This window comes from Niveibacterium sp. 24ML (assembly GCF_026586805.1).
Taxonomy (GTDB): domain Bacteria; phylum Pseudomonadota; class Gammaproteobacteria; order Burkholderiales; family Rhodocyclaceae; genus Niveibacterium.
This window is the reverse complement of sequence record NZ_JAPFHA010000007.1, coordinates 161235-178137: the sequence shown is the minus strand read 5'-3', so window position 1 is coordinate 178137 and position 16903 is coordinate 161235. Positions and strand designations below refer to the sequence as shown.

The following is a 16903-nucleotide window of genomic DNA, read 5'->3' as shown; positions in this document are numbered from 1 at the left end:
CAACGCTGCCAGGTGGCCGAGATGACCTTGCGCACCGCCGCCTTGAGGCCTTCATGCGCGTCGGAGATCACCAGCTTGACGCCGCCCAGACCGTGCCTCCGTTAACGCTTGAATGGCGGGTATCAACAAGCACAACACGGCCCCGGAAAATCGGGGCGATTCGCCGAATTTAGACCAATTAGGGATTGCCGTACCGGTCTGGCTTCGAGCCAGCATACCGATTCGCGCTTGGACTTCGATCGGAGCGCGGCGTCCAGGCATCCGACGAAACAGCCCAAGATTTGCGAGCAAGAAGTAGAAACCCAAAGCCCAAATGCAAAACGCCGGGCTAGCCGGCGTTTTGCATGGAACTTGGTTGCGGGGACAGGATTTGAACCTGTGACCTTCGGGTTATGAGCCCGACGAGCTGCCAGACTGCTCCACCCCGCGTCAGAGAAGAAAAATTATGGACTAGAGCGCTTTCCGTGTCAAGCCATAATTTTGTAGTTTTTTTGGTGCCGGCAAGAGGAATCGAACCCCTGACCTTCTGATTACAAATCAACTGCTCTACCAACTGAGCTATGCCGGCCCCGGCGAGCGGCGGATTATACAGATTCCGGGCACATGTGGCGCAGCGCGTGTTATCTTTTTTGATGGGTCACTTCCGCCATCTTGGCAGCCATGTTGAGAGCCATTTCATGACGCGTCCGCTGCTTCGGGTTTTGTTGGTTGAGGACAACGAGGACGACGCCATTCTGCTGATTTCGCGGCTCCGTCGGTCGGGCTTCGAAGTGGTATCCGAACGCGTCGAAACGCCGCCGCAGCTCGAAGCCGCCCTGTCGAATGCCGACTGGGATCTGATACTTTCCGATTACAAGTTGCCCGGCTTCTCTGGCATTGCGGCGCTGGCAATGGTCCAGGCCAAGAAAATCGACGTCCCCTTCTTCATCATTTCCGGCACGATCGACGATGAGACGGCATCCGAGGCAATGCGTGCGGGGGCGCAAGACTATCTGAGCAAGGACAGGCTGGATCGGCTGATCCCGGCCGTTGAGCGTGAGTTGCGCGAGGCACAGATCCGCCGCGAGCGTTTGAGCGCCATCGAAGCCGCTCGGGATCACGAGGCCCGCCTCGGCGCGCTTGCGGCAAATATCCCCGGCGCGGCATTTCAGATGCAGCACGCCGCAGATGGATCGATTTCGGTTGATTACCTCAGTGAAGGTGCCTTGCTGCTTTTCGAGGTCCCGCTTGAAGATCTGATCAGGGACGCAAGGCGTTTTCTTGATCTGGTGCTGGAAGAGGACCGCGCGCGATTCCTTGCCACCCTGCGCGATAACGCTCAGCGCATGACCACGCTCAACTGGGAGGGCAGGATCCGCGTTCCGGCGCGGGACACCAAGTGGGTCAACATTCGCGCCACGCCAAGCAAACAGACCGATGGTTCTGTCCGCTGGGAAGGCGTGATGTGGAACATCACCCTGAGCAAACAAGCGCAGGATGACCTCGTTGCTTCGCGCGCGCAGCTCGCGGAACTCTCAGACCACCTGCAGCGGGTAAAGGAAGACGAACGGGAGCGCATCGCGCGTGACATCCACGATGTCTTGGGTGGACTTCTGGTCGGCATCAAGATCGAGCTTTCCTTGCTTGCCAGCCGGCTCGACCCGGATGCCGCGCTGGGTGGCCGCGCCAAACGAATCGCAGGTCTGGTGGACGAAGCGATCACGACCGCCGGTCGGGTCGCGCGCGAGCTTCGCCCCGGCATTCTTAAGGAATTCGGTCTCGCCGCCGCCATCGAAAGCCATGCAGAAGACTTCACGCAACGCACTGGCACCCGCTGCGACGTTTTGTGCGCGGATCACGACATCGAGTGCCCGGAAGACGCCGCCATTGCGATATTCCGTGTGTTTCAGGAATCTCTGACCAATATTGCCAAGCACGCGCATGCCAAGAACGTCACCGTGCGGCTGACCCAGGAGGGCGACGAGCTCATACTTCAGGTAGCCGATGACGGTGTGGGCATCCGCTCCGCCGACCTGATCAAACCCCGATCCTTTGGTTTGCGCGGCATGCGCGAACGGGTTGCCAGCCTTGGCGGCGAGATCACAATCGAAGCCATCGAACCGAACGGCACCCAGATGCTCTTGCGCGCGCCGCTCTCCCAACCCAACCCGAAAACCGCAGTGACAGACCCCGATAGAGGCCAACCATGAACGCCCCGACCATTCGCGTGCTGATCGCAGATGACCACGCCATCGTTCGCCAGGGCTTGCGATCAATCCTTTCCGACACGGCCGACATGGTCGTTGCCGGCGAGGCGGAGAACGGCGTTCGCGCCTTGCAGATGCTGCGCGACGGCGCATGGGACGTGGTCTTGATGGACGTGAACATGCCGGACCGGAACGGAATCGACACCCTGAAGCTCGTCAAGAAGGAGTTCCCGAAACTTCCGGTTTTGATGCTGTCGATGCACCCGGAAGAACAATACGCGGTGCGCGCGCTCAAGGCCGGCGCCTCGGGTTATTTGTCGAAACAGAGCGCGCCAGAACAATTGGTGCTGGCAATCAGGCAAGTGGCAGCGGGCAAGAAGTACGTCAGCGCCGAAGTAGCGGAACAACTGGCAACAGCGATCACCGAAGACGATCGCGCGCCGCACGAGCGCCTGTCCGACCGCGAATACCAGACGCTGTGCATGATTGCCTCGGGGAAAACCCTTACCCAGATTGGGGAAGAGCTGAACCTGAGCGTCAAGACGGTCAGCGTCTACCGCGCCCGCCTGCTGGAAAAGATGAAACTCAAGAACAACGCTGAACTGACGCACTACGGTCTCAAGCACGGGCTCGTCGAATAGCGTCTGCGCAAGGCTCAAGATGCGCGGGCAGATGCCGTAGGCACAGCATGATCTTCTGCTCCGAACCGGGTGCTCAATGAACCAGCCCGCGCAAACCCCTTCCGACATCGCTCGCGAAGTGCTCAAACGCTTGGCGGTGAGCCGCGTGCCGCCTACGCCGGACAACTTCCGCTCGATTTACCACCAGATCGCCGGCACGCAGCCGCAAGAGGACTTTCCGGCGCGCGAGTTCAAGGCCTTTTCGGCCGAGTTGCCGCGCGAGCGGCCGGAGCAACTGCGCCTTGCCAGACGCTTCGAAGGGGCCGTGAGCGAAGGCAATTGGGAGAGCTTCCACTCGCGGATGCTGCAGCTGTTCCAGGAGGTGAGCGAAAGCTCGCCGCCGTGGGCAAGCCTGATTCGTGAGCTGATCGCCCAGCTTGAACGGCGGCATGCCAACCTCACCCCGAAACGCAAAGCCGAGGCTCTTGAGCATGTGCTCGGTGCAAGCCAAGCCGATCCGCAACAGCTCTTCAACCGCCTGCAGGGGCTGATCAAAGGTTGGTCGGGCGAAGCAACTGCGGACTCCATCCAGCTCGTCGACGCACCGGCCGACGACGCTGTAAAGGCCAGCACAGCGCCATCCAGTGCGCCCGTTTCACGCACCGCAAGCAGCGGGATTGCCGATAGCCTGGAAGTCCGATCGCTGATTGCACAGGTGCTGGAAGAAGCAATTGGCGGGCTGTTGATCGAAACCCCTGAACTGAGCACGCTTGCCACCAACCTCGCCAACGAGCTTCGCAAACCGGGGGCCGAGTTCGATGCCGCAGGCTTTACCGAGCGCCTGCGCGGGTTCGCCTACAAAGTCGAGTGGGTCGTGCGTGACCAGGCGGGCATCCGGCAGGCGCTGCTGCGCCTGCTGCAATTGATCATCGAGAACATCGGCGACCTGGTTGCCGACGACAACTGGGTGCACGGCCAAGTCGAAGGCGTACTGCAAGTCACCAGCGGGCCGCTCGACCGCGACAAGATCGACGAGCTTGGCAAGCGCCTGCGCGACGTGATCCTCAAGCAAGGCGTGCTGAAGAAAAGTCTGGTCGATGCGCAAGAGCGCCTTAAGGCCATGCTCTCGGGCTTCGTCGATCATCTCACCGACTTCTACGCCACGACCGGCGGCTATCGCGACAGATTGGAGCATTGCGCAACCCAGGTCGCCGAAGCGCAGTCGATTGGCGATCTTGCATCGGTGGTGGAAGAGATCATCCGCGAAACACGCAGTGTGCAGATCCGCACCGAGAACTCGCGTGGCGAGCTGGCCACCCTCAAGCAACAGGCCGACGCGGCGAGCGCAGAGGTGGCGCGACTCAAACAGGAACTCGATAGCGCCAGCGAAATGGTGCGGCACGATCCCCTCACCGGCGCGCTCAACCGCAAGGGGCTGGACGAAACGCTGGAGCGCGAGGTCGGCCGCGCCGAGCGCAGCGGCACTCAAATCTGCGTTGCGCTGATCGACGTTGATAACTTCAAGCAACTCAACGATACGCTTGGCCACACCGCCGGCGATGAAGCACTTGTGCACCTGGCGCGCGTGATCGGCGACACCATTCGCCCGCAAGATTCAGTTGCCCGCTACGGCGGCGAAGAATTCATCCTGGTGCTGCCAGATACCGATCTTGATTCCGCCGTCACCGTGGTCCAGCGCTTGCAGCGTGAGCTCACCAAGCGCTTCTTCCTGCACGACAACAGCAAGCGGCTGATCACGTTCAGCGCGGGCGTGAGCGAGCTCGACATCAAGCAGCCGGCCAAGCGATCAATCGATCGGGCGGACGAAGCGATGTACCGCGCCAAGCGCGCCGGCAAGAACCGGGTGGAGGCCGCGCGTTAGCGCCGTCGGGGTCAGTCGAGCAGATCCCAACTCACCGGTGTGCCGCGCTTGATGTCGCGCACGGCGCGTCGTCCCAGCACCTGTGGCAAATGGCCGGGCAACAGCCCCAGTCCGGGGCGGATCGCCCGCACCGACTCGGCACTCAAACGCTCACCCGCCGCAACGTCCTTCACCACATACAGGCTGCGGCGGAACTTCACCGAATCGGCCTCGCGCTCGCCAGGGCCGTAATGCACCGCCCCCAACGACGCCCTCGCCCGCTCACATTCGGCCATCAGTTGCCGAACCTCGGCCGGCTCAAGCGAGAACGCACTATCCACGCCGCCTTCCGCCCGCGACAAGGTCACATGTTTTTCGATCACCGTCGCGCCCATCGCCACCGCTGCAATCGCCGCACCGATGCCGAGCGTATGGTCCGACAAGCCCACCTCGCAGTTGAATGCCTCCCGCATGTGCGGCAGCGTGCGCAAGTGGCTTTCTTCCGGCGGCGCCGGGTAGCTGCTGGTGCACTTGAGCAAGATCAGATCGCGACAACCGGCGCCGCGCGCAGCCTCCACCGCCTCGCCGATCTCGCGCAGCGTGGCCATGCCAGTGGACATGATGATCGGCTTGCCAGTCGCGGCCACCTTGCGGATCAGCGGCAGATCAACGTTCTCGAACGATGCAACCTTGTAGCAGGGCACATCGAGCGCTTCGAGGAAGTCCACGGCAGAGGCATCGAAGGGCGTCGAGAACGCCAGCATGCCGCGCGTGCGGGCACGCTCGAACAGCGGCTTGTGCCAGGCCCAGGGGGTGTGCGCTTCGTGATACAGATCGTAAAGCGTGCGCCCCTTCCACAGGTTTTCCGCATCGGTGATCAGGAACTCGCGCTCGGCAATGTCCAGCGTCATCGTGTCCGCGGTATAGGTCTGCAGTTTCAGCGCATGCGCGCCCGCGTCAGCCATTGCGTCGACAATCGCCAGTGCGCGATCCAGCGAGCCGCCATGGTTGCCGCTCATCTCGGCGATGAAAAATGGTGCGGATTCGAGCCCGACCCGGAAATGCCCGATCTGAATCATGAGAATGCTCCCGGCGTTGCGATGATGCGGCGTTCCAAGGATCATCTTGCACGCCAGACCGGCGCAAGGTTAGCAACAAATGGCGGGGTTTCCCGCGTCTATTCCGCCCAACACTTGCGTGCCGCAGCGGCATCATCCACTTCGTAATGCTGCGCCCGGCAGTTGCAGGCAACGCACACAGGACACACGCATGAGCAATCTGGACCGACTCCGCCAAACCTTCAGCGACGCGCTGGCGATTCCGCCCGAACAGGTGGTGGACGAGCTGCGCTTCAACAGCATCCCCCAGTGGGATTCGGTGGCCCACATGGCACTCGTCGCCGCGATTGAATCCGCCTTCGACATCATGCTCGACACCGACGACGTCATCGACATGTCGAGCTTCGCCAAATCGCAAGAAATCGTCCGTAAGTACGACGTTGCCCTTTAACCGCATGACACCCTCGCCGCGCACCCTCTTCGTGATTCACCGCTTCGACACCAAGTCGCTGGCAGACTCGGCCGGTGTGCTTGAGGTCATGAAGCCGATGCTGGCGTCCGGTTTGATCGGCGAGCATCGGCTCGTAACCCTGGGCAGGGATACCGACGACTACCGCGCGCTGATCGCGCGCCGAGTCAGCGAGATCGCACAAGCAAGCTGCGGCGCGCCGGTGGTCATCTACGGCGCCGGGGCGCACACGCGACAGTTCCTGCCGGAACTCGGGCGCCTGCCGATTGTTGCCCTCGCAGACCGCGACGAAAGTCTGCACGGCACCCAGCGTCTTGGGCTGCCGGTGATCGCGCCGAGCGAGATTCCTCGCCACGCGGCACAGGTGGTGATATCCAGCCGCGCCTACGAAGAAGGCATCGCGGCGGATCTGGCCGAACTGCACGGCGAGCGCATCACCCTGCACACGCTCTACCGCCGCAACCCTGACGGCGAACTACGCGAGCTCTGGGAAGGCGAAATCCTGGATGCGGTGCGCGAATTCCAACCGGATCTTCTGGTGCACACGCCGGTTCACCCGCACGAGAACATCGCACCGACCGTTTTTCACACGGCACGTGCGCTATGCCCCGGCATGAAAATCGTCACCCTGTGGTGGGACTACGACGAAACCGCACTGACCGGCAGCTACCTCGACTACGAGCGTGCCAGCCTGGAATGGGCGGATCTGGTGATCGAGAACTCGAACGGCACACGGCTCGCCAGAATGAAAGCGCATCAGCCGCCCTATCAGCAGCATCGCCATACCGAGCGCGTGTTCTTTCACCCAACGGTGTTCGACCCCGCCCTCTTCCACCCCGAGCCGCACGCAGAGATACGTTATGAGATCGCGCTGTTCGGCAGCTCTGTCGGGCGGCGGCGCGAGTGGATCGACCTGCTCACGGCGCGCTACGGGCAGCGCTTTCATCACCTTGGTGGCGTCTATGAACCAGGCCGCCCGCCACTGCCGGTTGCCGAATACGCTGCAGCGCTGCGTCACACCAGGATTTGCGTAAACACGCAGACCTACCCCTTCCGCAGTCAGTGCAAGGGCAAGGTGCGCGAGGCGCTGGGTTGCGGCGTACTGCTGCTCGAAGAAGACAACCCTGAGACCCGCCTGCTGCTGGCGCCCGGAGAAGGCATCGAATACTTCCGCGATGCAGACGCCCTCTTCGCGCTGATCGACCATTACCTTTCCGACGAAGCTGCCCGCAGGGCTGTCGTTGCGCGCGGCCAGCGCGTCTGGAACGCACGCATGAACGCCCGCGGCTGGACTGAGCACCTGCTCAAGATCCTGTCGGCGCCGAAGGAGCACGCTCATGTATAGCCGCGCCGACCTGAGCGTTGCAATTCCTACGCTCGGCCGCGACCTTGCGCTACTCGTCCAGATCCTCACACGCCTGCAGGCAGAACAGCTGGTCACGATCGTCGTGTGGGATGGGCATTGCCCCCCAGCGCCCGAGCAGGAGGCGCTGATCAGGCAACTCGGCGCCACCTTGCTCGTCCATGAACGCAATCGGGGCCTCTCTGCCGGCCGAAACACCGGCGCCCACGCAATGACGACGGCGCTGGGCATGTACATCGACGACGACATCGTCCCCGCGCCCGGCTTCGCGCAGGCCGTCATCGACTTCCACAACCAGCACCCTGATCTGCTGACGATGATGATGGGCTGCGTCACCTGGCGCGGCGGCCCCCATCAGACTGCGCTCACCGAATGGTTCGAGACCCGCGGCAACTGGAACGTCTTCCATACGGTGCCGGAAGGGCGGCCTCACGCCAACTTCATGGGCGGTTTCACCAGTTTCAAGACCGCCGTGCTGGACGATTTGCAGTTTGACGAGCGCTTCTTGCGCTACGGCTGCGAGGATGTCGAGTTTGGCTACCGCTTCTTCGCCCGCGGCGGGCAACTGCTCAGCTGGCCGCGCGTGCTTGGCGTACACGTCAAGCAACTCTCACCCGGCGACTACCTGCGCGACCACCTCGGCGCCGGCTACTCGCGCGGCGTGCTGGTTCAGCGCCAACCGGACGCAGCGTTTTCGCTGGCTTGGACCTGCAAGGCGCTCAACACGACGCTGCCGCGCGACGCACTGGACCAGATCGCCGGCATCGCCGCCAACCTGATTCACATCGGCGCAGGGCTCGCGACGCAAGAGCTGGACCTGGTCATGCGGCTACTGACCGAGCAGGCGATCCAGACCGGATTCGTGGAGTTCCTCACCGAGAACTTCCCGTCGGCTCGGGCCCTGCGCGAGCGCGCCTTGGCCGGCGAGCCGCTCGACGAACAAACCGTGATCGACGGCATCGAAGACTTCGCGCCGCTGCTCGTGGAACGCGCACGCCGATGTGGCGATCCGCAAACTCGCACCGCCCTGCGCGCGCGCAGCCAGATGCTGATTCCCCACTACGCGGCACCACTACTTGACGCGTGCGCTGCCGGCGATGACGAACGCGCGCGCATCGCCCTTCGGGAGCACCTCGCAAGCTACGGAAAAGATCTGGATCTGCGGACGATCCAGATGATCAGGTCGCGCCTGGGCGAGGAAGACGACACCTTGGCCACCGGCGGCACCCGGGCGCTTTACGTCAGCCTGCGCAGCGCTGAAGCGACGCAAGACACGGCCCGCGTCGTCACGCTCGCGCAGTCGATTCTGGAACTCGATCCCGGCCACGCCGGGGCTTGCATCGCCTGGGCCCGCGCCATACTCAAGACCGACGCCAAACTTGCGCGCGTATTGCTCGGCCAGGCAAGGCACCATGTCGGTTTTCGTCCCCTGCATGAACAGGAGACGCGACTTCCGGAAATCGCAGCATTGCTGCATCAAGCCAATCAAACACACGCGCACGAGGCCTGATCGATGTCCAAGAACATACTTCTGGTCATGCTGGAGTTTGACAACTGGACGCAGGCGCGCGCCTGGTCCTACACCGGCGCCTATGCCTTCCACGACGGTCTGATCGAGAACGGGCATCGCTGCACCCTGCTCCCGGCGCTGTGGGGCCGTGACCCCGGCGCCGCCGACAGCTACCTCCACCGTGCACCAGCCTCGCTCTCGCAAGCGGTGTTTTCAGTTCGCTCCGCTCGCAGAGGCGCGCCAACGCCGGAGAACTGGCACGTAGTCCCCCCTTAGGAAGCCGCTATTTTCGCCGATCTCACCATAACCTGTAGCTGCCGGAAACCGGGCCAATGCGGCCCTGCTCAAAGCGAGATAGCCATGCTGAACGAAGCCACCAAAAACAACCTGCGCCGCAAATCGAGCTACATCGATGTGGTTCATCTCCAAAATGATTTACCGCTGTTCAGTTGGATCGACATCAACGTCACCGAACTGTGCAACCGGAAATGCAGCTTTTGCCCGCGCGCCGATGACGACGCGTACCCCAACCAGAATCTGCACATGAGTGTCGAGCTGGCCACCAAGATTGGCGCCGAGCTTGAGATGCTCAACTACAGCGGCGTGGTGGTCTTCTCTGGCTACTCAGAGCCGACCCTCTGCCCCCATTTCGAAGCACTGGTCGCCGCCTTTCCCAAGCAGGTACGGCTGGAACTGGTCACCAACGGCGACACGCTCAAGCCCAGCCGCATCCGCAAGCTGTTTGATGCCGGCATCAGCTACTTCGTGGTCAGCCTTTACGATGGCCCGGAGCAGGTAGACGACTTTCATCAGCGCTTCGCCGAGGCGGGGCTAAGCAAGGATGACTACATCCTGCGCGACCGCTGGCACACCGACGAAGACAGCTTTGGCCTCAAACTCACCAATCGCGCCGGCACTGTTCATGTGGGCAACCAGCCGGAAGTGGTGCCCCATCACCCCTGCTACTACACCGCCTACTCGCTGACCATCGACTGGAATGGCGATGTGATGCTGTGCATGCAGGACTGGAACAAGAAGATGAAGTTCGGCAACGTTGCCACCCAGCGGCTGCTGGAGGTGTGGCAGAGCAAGGCGCTCAACCAGTACCGCAAGAAGCTTCTGAACGGCAACCGCGCCTGCAGCCCCTGCCACAAGTGCAACACCGACGGCACCCTGCACGGCTTCAACCATGCTGCCGTATGGAAGGAGGCGCTGAAGTGACAGGGCCGGCCGTCATCACCTTTGATGCCATCCATACCCGCAAAAAGCAGGAGAATCTGGCGCGGATGATGGCGGAAACGGCGGCTGCGGTGCTGCAGATCGGCAATGACCAGCCGCGCAGCGACCACTGCCCCATCTGTCAGGGGCGCGAGCTGCACCACTTCACCGACAAGTTCGGCTTCCGCCTCGAGCGGTGTGGCCACTGTCACCACCTGTTCTGCAACCCGATGCCGAGCAAGGCGCAGCTGCATTACTACTACAACAGCCCGATGAAGGCGTTCGAGAACGAGTTTTTCATCGAGTCGTTCGAGAACCGGGTGCCGATCTTCAGCCGCCGTATCGCCATCATTCAGGAGTACCTGAGCGCTGGCCGGCTTCTTGATGTGGGCAGCGCCATTGGCATCTTTCTGACCGCGCTGGACCGCAGCAAAGCGCCGTTTGCGGTGCACTGCTGCGATCCGAGCGACGATGCCTGCCAGCATCTCAAACGCCACCATCCGCGGGTTCAGCTGCATCAGGCAATGGTCGAAGAGCTGCAGCTGGATGGCCAGTTCGACGGCATCACCATGTGGGATACCCTCGAACACGTGCAAAACCCCCATGAGGTAGCGGGCGCCATTCGCCGGCTGCTGCGCCCCGGTGGTTACTGGTTCTTCTCCACCCCCAACACCACCAGTTTCGAGTGGACAGTGGCCGGCACTGACCATGTGCAGATCCTGCCGCCGGGCCATATCAATCTGTTCAATCTCGAGTCGGTGCGGGTGCTGCTGGCCAGTGCCGGGCTCAGCCTCATCGACTACCACACCCCCAACGGCAGCCTCGATGTCAGCTATGTGCGCAAACTGCTGGCCGCCGGCGATCCGGGCCACCGCGCAAATGCCGGCCACTTTATTGGCGAGCGCATCCATGACGACGACTTTGCGGCGGCGCTGGCCCAGCTGCTTGTCGAGACCCGTCAGGCCGGCAACATTCTGGTGATCGCCCAACGCCCCGGTGAGCCTGCCCATGTCTAGTTACCAGTTGCACAACGCCGGCTACGGCACCGATAGCCAACCTGTGATCGTCCGCGGTGAGGGTGCCTACCTTTACAGCGACAATGGCCGCCGGCTGTTTGATGCCGGCCTGGGCGCCGGCAGCCAGATCCTCGGCCACGCCCACCCGGCCGTGGTGGCCGCTGTGCAGCGCCAGATCGCCGATGGCAGCATCTATCTCTACAACAACCCGCAGATCCATGACCTGTGCCAGCGGCTGGCAACGCTGCTGCCAGCGCCCCAGTGCCACTATGTGTTCAGCAACAGCGGCACCGAAGCCACCCTGCGCGCCTTGCGTCTGGCCCGTGCCGCTGCTGGCCGTCAGCGCATCGCCTGCTTCCACGGCGGCTGGCACGGCATGAATGAATGGACCCTGCTGGATGATGGAGGCCGCTTTGGCGCCGGCATCACCACCCTGCCCGACGGCATCCCCCAGCCGGTGCTCGATTTCAGCCTGTTGCTGCCCTACAACGACGAGCGCGCCTTCGAGCTGATCACAGCCCACGGCCAAGAGCTGGCAGCAGTGATCATCGAGCCGGTGCAGGGTTCGAATCCGCGCGCCGACATCCTGCACTTTCTGCAACGGCTGGAAGCAGAATGCCGCCGCCTCGGCATTCTGGTGATCCATGACGAGATCATCACCGGCTTTCGCCTCGCGCCCGGTGGCGCCGGCCAGTACTGGCCGCTGCAGCCCGATATCGTCACCTGGGGCAAGATCCTCGGCGGCGGCCTGCCGATCGGCCTGACCAGCTGCACCGACGAGGTTGCCGCCCGCACCTTTGGCGACCGCCACAAACGGATCCTGACCGGCGGCACCTTCTCCGCCAACCCGCTGGTTGCCGCCGCCAGCAGCGCCGTGCTCAGCCAGCTGGCCAGTGCCGATTACCGCCACATCGACCAACTGGGTGAGCGCTTTCGCAACCAGCTCAATCAGGGGTTCAAACAGCAGGGGTTGCCGTTCTCGGCCATCGGCATCGGCTCCTTCAACCGGGTCGCCTTTACCGCCAGCAGCTTTCGCAACCGCGCCGAGCGCGACGCGCTGGAGCTGCCTGCCGCAACCCAGAGCCGTTTCCGCCAGCAGCTGCTGGAGCTTGGCGTGCTCTGGCCTACCAACGGCATCGTCTTTACCGGCTTTTGCCATCAGCAAGCCGACATCGACTGGCTGTGCCAGCAGGTATTGGCTGCCGCAGCTGGCTGCCTCATCAGTGGAGCCTAAGCTGTGCGCCAACTCGGATTCAAAACCCCCGCCTATCGCCTCTACGCCCCTTGGTTGCATCGGCTAACCCGGCTTCGCGGCTGGCTCGACAGCCGCTGGCATGGTGGTGGTCCTGACGAACAACGTGAGCTGACCAACATCTACTGGGACCGTTACCTAGCTAGCCGTTTCAACGAAGAGGCCCCTGCCCTGGGCGGCATCACCGCCGACGCAATGAGCACCGGAGCAAGACGCAGCGACCGGGTCTTCATTCTTGGCTGCGGCGCGAGCATCGCCCGGATCGACGACGCTAGCTGGCAGCAGCTGGCATTGTTCGACACCATTGGCGTGAACTACTTCTACGTTCATCCTTTCCGGCCTCGCTACCACCTCATCGAAGTCGGCCGCTCAGCAGAGGCACTGGCGGCGGTACGTGACGAGCTGCTCAACAACCCCGATCGCCAGCATGAAATCGTCTACATGCAGATCCGCCATCTGCTGAACAACGACTTCGTGCTCAACAGCGCCCCCGGACGGCCTCTGCTTCACTGCCCCCCCCAGCGAACTCGGCTCTACTCGCCAACCACCCTGCCCACCCGCGATCAGGCACTGCTGTCGCGCCTGCTCAAACGCTACTACCTGGCGACGCGCGAACCGCTCATCCACCACAGTTCCAACCTCGACTGCGCCATCAACTTCGCCGTGCGCCAGGGGTATCGCGAGATCTGCCTGCTGGGAGTCGACCTGAGCGGCAACCAGTATTTCTTCGATCTACCGTCCGATTCGCCAGCCTTTGCCCGCGCCAAGGCGGCAATTGAAGCCGACTATCGCGCTTGCCAGTGGGATCGTCAGCCGGACCAGATCCATGCCACCGCTAACCGAGCCATCACTGACAAATTGGGTTGTCTGACCATTGGTGACTACCTCCAATTGGTTGACCAGACGGTGCTGAAGCCTAATGGGATTCAACTTGCGGTATGCAATCCTCAGTCACTGCTGGTCAACCATATTGCCTATCGCGCGCTGGATGATGCGCTGCGCCACAAGGGTTAACCGATGTCCAAATCGAAAAGCTACATCTTCAAGGAGCGCGACGGCGAACTGGCCTTTGTCGGCGATTTCGACGGTTACTACCGCGACAGCGACGACCCCTGGGAGCAGTCCGCTAATGCCCAGATGGGGCGCTACTACCAGCTGTCACGCGCCCGGCTGCTGACCCTCGCCGCCACCAGCCCCAACCTCGGGCGCATTCTGGAAGTCGGCTGCGGCCACGGCCATGTCACCCGCCTGATCGCCGAGCGCTTTGCCGGCAGCGAGGTATGCGGGCTCGACATCAGCAGTGTGGCCATTGCCGGTGCCCGCCAGCGCTACCCGCAGCTGCCCTTTTTCTGCGCCAATATCGGCGCCAACCCGCTGCCCCCAGAGCTAAGCGGCCAGCGTTTTGGTCTGGTGATCCTCAACCAGTTGCTGTGGTACATCCTCGACGATCTGCCCCAGGTGCTGGCCAATGTGCGCACCCTGCTGGCCAGCGATGGTCGGTTGCTGATCAGCAACGCCTTTGCCCGCGAGCAGCGTTACGGTACCGCCATCATCGACCACTTCGATGGCGCCGTGCACTACTTCCGCCAGGCCCCGGGCTACCGCATGCTGCAGGCCCGCTTCGATGACGACGGTGAAGAACATGATGACGGCCATCTGCTGCTGGCTGTCGCCGCCCCCACTGAGCAACCGGAAACATCGCAATGAGTGATGGCTACGTCCGCTATATCGGCCTGGTCACCCCGGGCCTCTACCGCAAGATCCAATGCCGCGAGTATCCGCCGCACAAGAAGTACCTGATCAAGGCGCCGCCCTCCAAGATCGCCGAGACCAACGGCCAGTTGCCGGATAAGTTCTTTGCCATGACCACCGATGAACATGGCTTCATTAACCCCCAGCATGGCCAGTTGGGGCGGGACCCCTCCATCGTCTTTCTCGGTGGCAGCACCACCGAATGCATCTGGAACAACGAAGATCGGCGCTGGCCCAATCAGGTCGCGGCCATCCACAATGCGCGCTATCCGGAAGTGGCGGCCATCAACACCATTAACTCCGGGGTGTGGGGCAACACCACCGCCCAGAGCATCAACCTGCTGTTTAACAAGATCCTGCCGCTCAAACCTGCCGCCTGCGCGCTGATGCATAACATCAATGATCTGGTGCTGATGATCCACGAGCAGGACTACTGGCACGCGCGCATTCCGTCGCGCAACCTGTTTGTCCGCACCGAGTTTGATGGCATGACGGCGGAGGGCGCCTGCAAGCGGCTCATCAGCAACGCCCTTAAGCGCAGCTGGCAGCGGCTGCTCAGGCGTGCGCCCCAGGTTGCGGCGACAGATGAGTTTGCGGCGCTGCGCCAGCAGCAAAGCCGGCTCGACCCCAACACCTTCGACCAGCTGTTTAGCGACAACCTGCGCGTTTTCTGCAGCATCTGCACGATCAAGGGGATCACACCGATTCTGCTGACTCAGGCCAGCCGACTGATCGCCAATGGCGACCCCGAAATCGTCAACCATGTGACCCTGATGATGGACGGCAAAGGACTCAGTTATGACGAGGTGTGCGGCTACTATCAGCGCTTGAACCAGTGCGTGCGCGATGTGGCGACGGAACTGCAGGTTCCTCTCATCGACCTTGATCGGGCGATCCCCAAGACCCGCGAGATGATGTTTGACTCGGTACACTTCACCGATCTGGGTTGCGACTGGGTCGCCGACTATGTTGCCGGGCAGTTGCGCCAGATCTTCACCCCCGCGGTGACCGCCGGCGGGCAGGGCTGAACGCTGATGGCCAACCACGGGCGCGGCCCCAACCCCACTCCAACAGCAGGGAGTTCACAGCATGAAATGGCTACTTCTGATTCTGGCGCTGGTCGTAATCATTGGTCTGTACCACTGGGACAAGCGTCGCAAACAGCCGCGCGAGGGCGACAACTACACCCTGTGGTAAGCGCTGCTCATGCCCCATCTGACGGAGCCGGCCATGACCAGCAACGCTAGCGTTATGCGGCCACAGGCTCAGGTGATCTGGATCACCGGCCTCTCTGGCGCTGGCAAGTCGACGGTGGCGACGGCGCTGGCCGAACGGTTACGCCAGCAGCAGCCGGTGGTGCTGCTTGATGGCGACCGCCTGCGCAGCCTGTTCGATGCGGTCGATCCATCGGCCGCCAACCACGGCCGTGAGGTGCGGCTGAACCTGGCGCTGCGCTACGCCCGGCTATGCGCCATGCTGGCCGAGTCGGGGGTGACGGTGGTCATCGCCACCATCTCGATGTTTCATGAAGTTCACGACTGGAACCGCCGTCACCTGCCCGGTTATCTCGAGGTCTACCTCAAGGTGCCACTGGATGAGTTGCGCCGGCGTGACCCCAAGGGCATCTATGCCCGCCATGCGGCTGGCGAACTGCAGCATGTGGCCGGGCTGGACCTGCTGGTCGATGAGCCACGCGACCCTCACCTGCTGCTGTGCGGCAGCGCCGACTCAGCGCCCCAGCAGTTTGTCGACCAGATTGTGCAACGCCTGTCTCAGGAGCAACGGCCATGACCACAGTCCCCTCCGTCCAGCCGGTTGTCGCTGGCGATTTCACCGGCCTGGCCGATGACTACGCCCGCTACCGTCCCGATTACTGTCCGTCGGTGCTCAAGGCACTGCTTGGCCTGCTGCCCTGCCCGGCCAGCCAGGTCGATTTTGTCGATGTCGGGGCTGGCACCGGCATCTGGACGCGCATGGTGCGCGATGCCGGGGTGGCCTCGGTCACCGCCGTCGAACCCAATGACGACATGCGTTCCACCGCTATCGCCCTCGATCAACAGCAGCACCAGCCACGGCCGATCCGCTGGCTGGCTGGCAGCGCCGAGCAGACCGGGCTGGCCGATCAGTGCTGCGACTGGGTCAGCATGGCGTCGTCGTTCCATTGGGCTGACTTTGAGCGGGCCACCGCCGAATTCCAGCGCATTCTGCGCCCCGGCGGCCGCTTCACGGCGCTGTGGAACCCGCGCTTGCTGGAAGTTAACCCGCTGCTGGTGGAGATCGAGGCCCACCTCAACACCCTCAAGCCCAATGTTAAACGTGTCTCCTCTGGCCGCTCTGGCATCACCGAACAGCTGACCGAGCTACTGTGGGACAGCCCCCGGTTTGAGGATGTGGTCTATCTGGAGGGGCGCCATGTGATCGCCATGAGCCCCGAGCGTTATCTCGGCGCCTGGCGCTCGGTCAACGATCTGCAGGCCCAGCTTGGCCCACAGCGCTTCCAGCAGTTTCTCGATTTTGTCGAGCAGCGCATCGCCGGCCTGCCAGTGATCGAAGCCACCTATCTGACCCGCGCCTGGTCGGCGCGGCGCAAAGGCTAAA

At 62.7% G+C, this 16903-nt stretch carries 16 protein-coding genes, 2 tRNA genes and 1 pseudogene; 15 read left to right on the top strand and 4 right to left on the bottom strand.

Annotated features, from left to right (window positions below; genetic code table 11):
• The 3 genes and pseudogenes from OPU71_RS08685 to OPU71_RS08675 form a co-directional block, all read right to left on the bottom strand.
• Positions 1 to 98: pseudogene (locus OPU71_RS08685) on the bottom strand (transposase); the annotation flags it as partial.
• A gap of 254 nt (positions 99 to 352) precedes the next feature.
• Positions 353 to 429, bottom strand: a tRNA-Met gene (locus OPU71_RS08680).
• 63 nt (positions 430 to 492) lie between these two features.
• Positions 493 to 568 (bottom strand) — tRNA-Thr (locus tag OPU71_RS08675).
• A gap of 109 nt (positions 569 to 677) precedes the next feature.
• On the opposite strand from OPU71_RS08675, the gene OPU71_RS08670 reads away from it, so the two are divergent.
• The 3 genes from OPU71_RS08670 to OPU71_RS08660 all read left to right on the top strand — a co-directional run bounded on the left by OPU71_RS08670 (position 678) and on the right by OPU71_RS08660 (position 4688).
• Positions 678 to 2189 carry a response regulator gene (locus OPU71_RS08670; RefSeq protein WP_267727378.1) on the top strand — a complete coding sequence of 504 codons (1512 nt, stop codon included), beginning with the start codon at positions 678 to 680 and terminating at the stop codon, positions 2187 to 2189.
• Positions 2186 to 2827: a response regulator transcription factor gene (locus OPU71_RS08665; RefSeq protein WP_267727376.1), complete on the top strand. Its 642-nt coding sequence runs from the start codon at positions 2186 to 2188 to the stop codon at positions 2825 to 2827. Before OPU71_RS08670 ends, OPU71_RS08665 begins: the two co-directional genes overlap by 4 nt.
• A 76-nt stretch (positions 2828 to 2903) precedes the next feature.
• Positions 2904 to 4688 (top strand): sensor domain-containing diguanylate cyclase, encoded by a 1785-nt coding sequence (locus tag OPU71_RS08660; RefSeq protein ID WP_267727374.1) that lies wholly within the window; start codon positions 2904 to 2906, stop codon positions 4686 to 4688.
• Positions 4689 to 4699: 11 nt separating this feature from the next.
• On the opposite strand, the gene pseI is transcribed toward OPU71_RS08660, so the two are convergent.
• The gene (gene pseI, locus OPU71_RS08655; RefSeq protein WP_267727372.1) at positions 4700 to 5746 is read right to left on the bottom strand and encodes a pseudaminic acid synthase; all 1047 of its coding nucleotides are present in this window, start codon (positions 5744 to 5746) and stop codon (positions 4700 to 4702) included.
• A 190-nt stretch (positions 5747 to 5936) separates the two neighbouring features.
• Here pseI and OPU71_RS08650 point away from each other — a divergent pair, with 190 nt between their 5' ends.
• The 12 genes from OPU71_RS08650 (at position 5937) to OPU71_RS08595 (ending at position 16902) form a co-directional block, all read left to right on the top strand.
• Entirely contained in the window at positions 5937 to 6176 is a 240-nt protein-coding gene (locus OPU71_RS08650; RefSeq protein ID WP_267727369.1) for an acyl carrier protein, read from the top strand.
• Positions 6177 to 6180: 4 nt separating this feature from the next.
• Positions 6181 to 7539, top strand: coding sequence for a glycosyltransferase family protein (locus OPU71_RS08645; RefSeq protein ID WP_267727367.1), 1359 nt, complete (start codon positions 6181 to 6183; stop codon positions 7537 to 7539).
• A complete protein-coding gene (locus OPU71_RS08640; RefSeq protein ID WP_267727365.1) occupies positions 7532 to 9067 on the top strand; it encodes a glycosyltransferase family 2 protein in 1536 nt (511 codons plus the stop codon). The genes OPU71_RS08645 and OPU71_RS08640 overlap by 8 nt, the downstream gene beginning before the upstream one ends.
• 3 nt (positions 9068 to 9070) lie before the next feature.
• The gene (locus OPU71_RS08635; protein ID WP_267727363.1) at positions 9071 to 9343 is read left to right on the top strand and encodes a hypothetical protein; all 273 of its coding nucleotides are present in this window, start codon (positions 9071 to 9073) and stop codon (positions 9341 to 9343) included.
• Between the two features lie 84 nt (positions 9344 to 9427).
• Complete coding sequence (locus OPU71_RS08630; RefSeq protein ID WP_267727361.1) at positions 9428 to 10288, top strand: radical SAM/SPASM domain-containing protein; 861 nt, start codon at positions 9428 to 9430, stop codon at positions 10286 to 10288.
• Positions 10285 to 11301, top strand: a complete 1017-nt coding sequence (locus tag OPU71_RS08625; protein WP_267727359.1) for a class I SAM-dependent methyltransferase — start codon at positions 10285 to 10287, stop codon at positions 11299 to 11301. Before OPU71_RS08630 ends, OPU71_RS08625 begins: the two co-directional genes overlap by 4 nt.
• Complete coding sequence (locus OPU71_RS08620; protein ID WP_267727357.1) at positions 11294 to 12535, top strand: aminotransferase class III-fold pyridoxal phosphate-dependent enzyme; 1242 nt, start codon at positions 11294 to 11296, stop codon at positions 12533 to 12535. The genes OPU71_RS08625 and OPU71_RS08620 overlap by 8 nt, the downstream gene beginning before the upstream one ends.
• 3 nt (positions 12536 to 12538) lie before the next feature.
• Entirely contained in the window at positions 12539 to 13567 is a 1029-nt protein-coding gene (locus OPU71_RS08615) for a hypothetical protein (RefSeq protein ID WP_267727354.1), read from the top strand.
• Between the two features lie 3 nt (positions 13568 to 13570).
• A complete protein-coding gene (locus tag OPU71_RS08610) occupies positions 13571 to 14260 on the top strand; it encodes a class I SAM-dependent methyltransferase (protein WP_267727352.1) in 690 nt (229 codons plus the stop codon).
• On the top strand, positions 14257 to 15333 hold the full coding sequence (locus tag OPU71_RS08605) for an SGNH/GDSL hydrolase family protein (RefSeq protein ID WP_267727350.1): 1077 nt from the start codon (positions 14257 to 14259) through the stop codon (positions 15331 to 15333). The genes OPU71_RS08610 and OPU71_RS08605 overlap by 4 nt, the downstream gene beginning before the upstream one ends.
• 202 nt (positions 15334 to 15535) lie before the next feature.
• Entirely contained in the window at positions 15536 to 16096 is a 561-nt protein-coding gene (locus tag OPU71_RS08600; protein ID WP_267727348.1) for an adenylyl-sulfate kinase, read from the top strand.
• Positions 16093 to 16902: a class I SAM-dependent methyltransferase gene (locus OPU71_RS08595; protein WP_267727346.1), complete on the top strand. Its 810-nt coding sequence runs from the start codon at positions 16093 to 16095 to the stop codon at positions 16900 to 16902. Before OPU71_RS08600 ends, OPU71_RS08595 begins: the two co-directional genes overlap by 4 nt.
• Position 16903 lies beyond the last annotated feature (1 nt).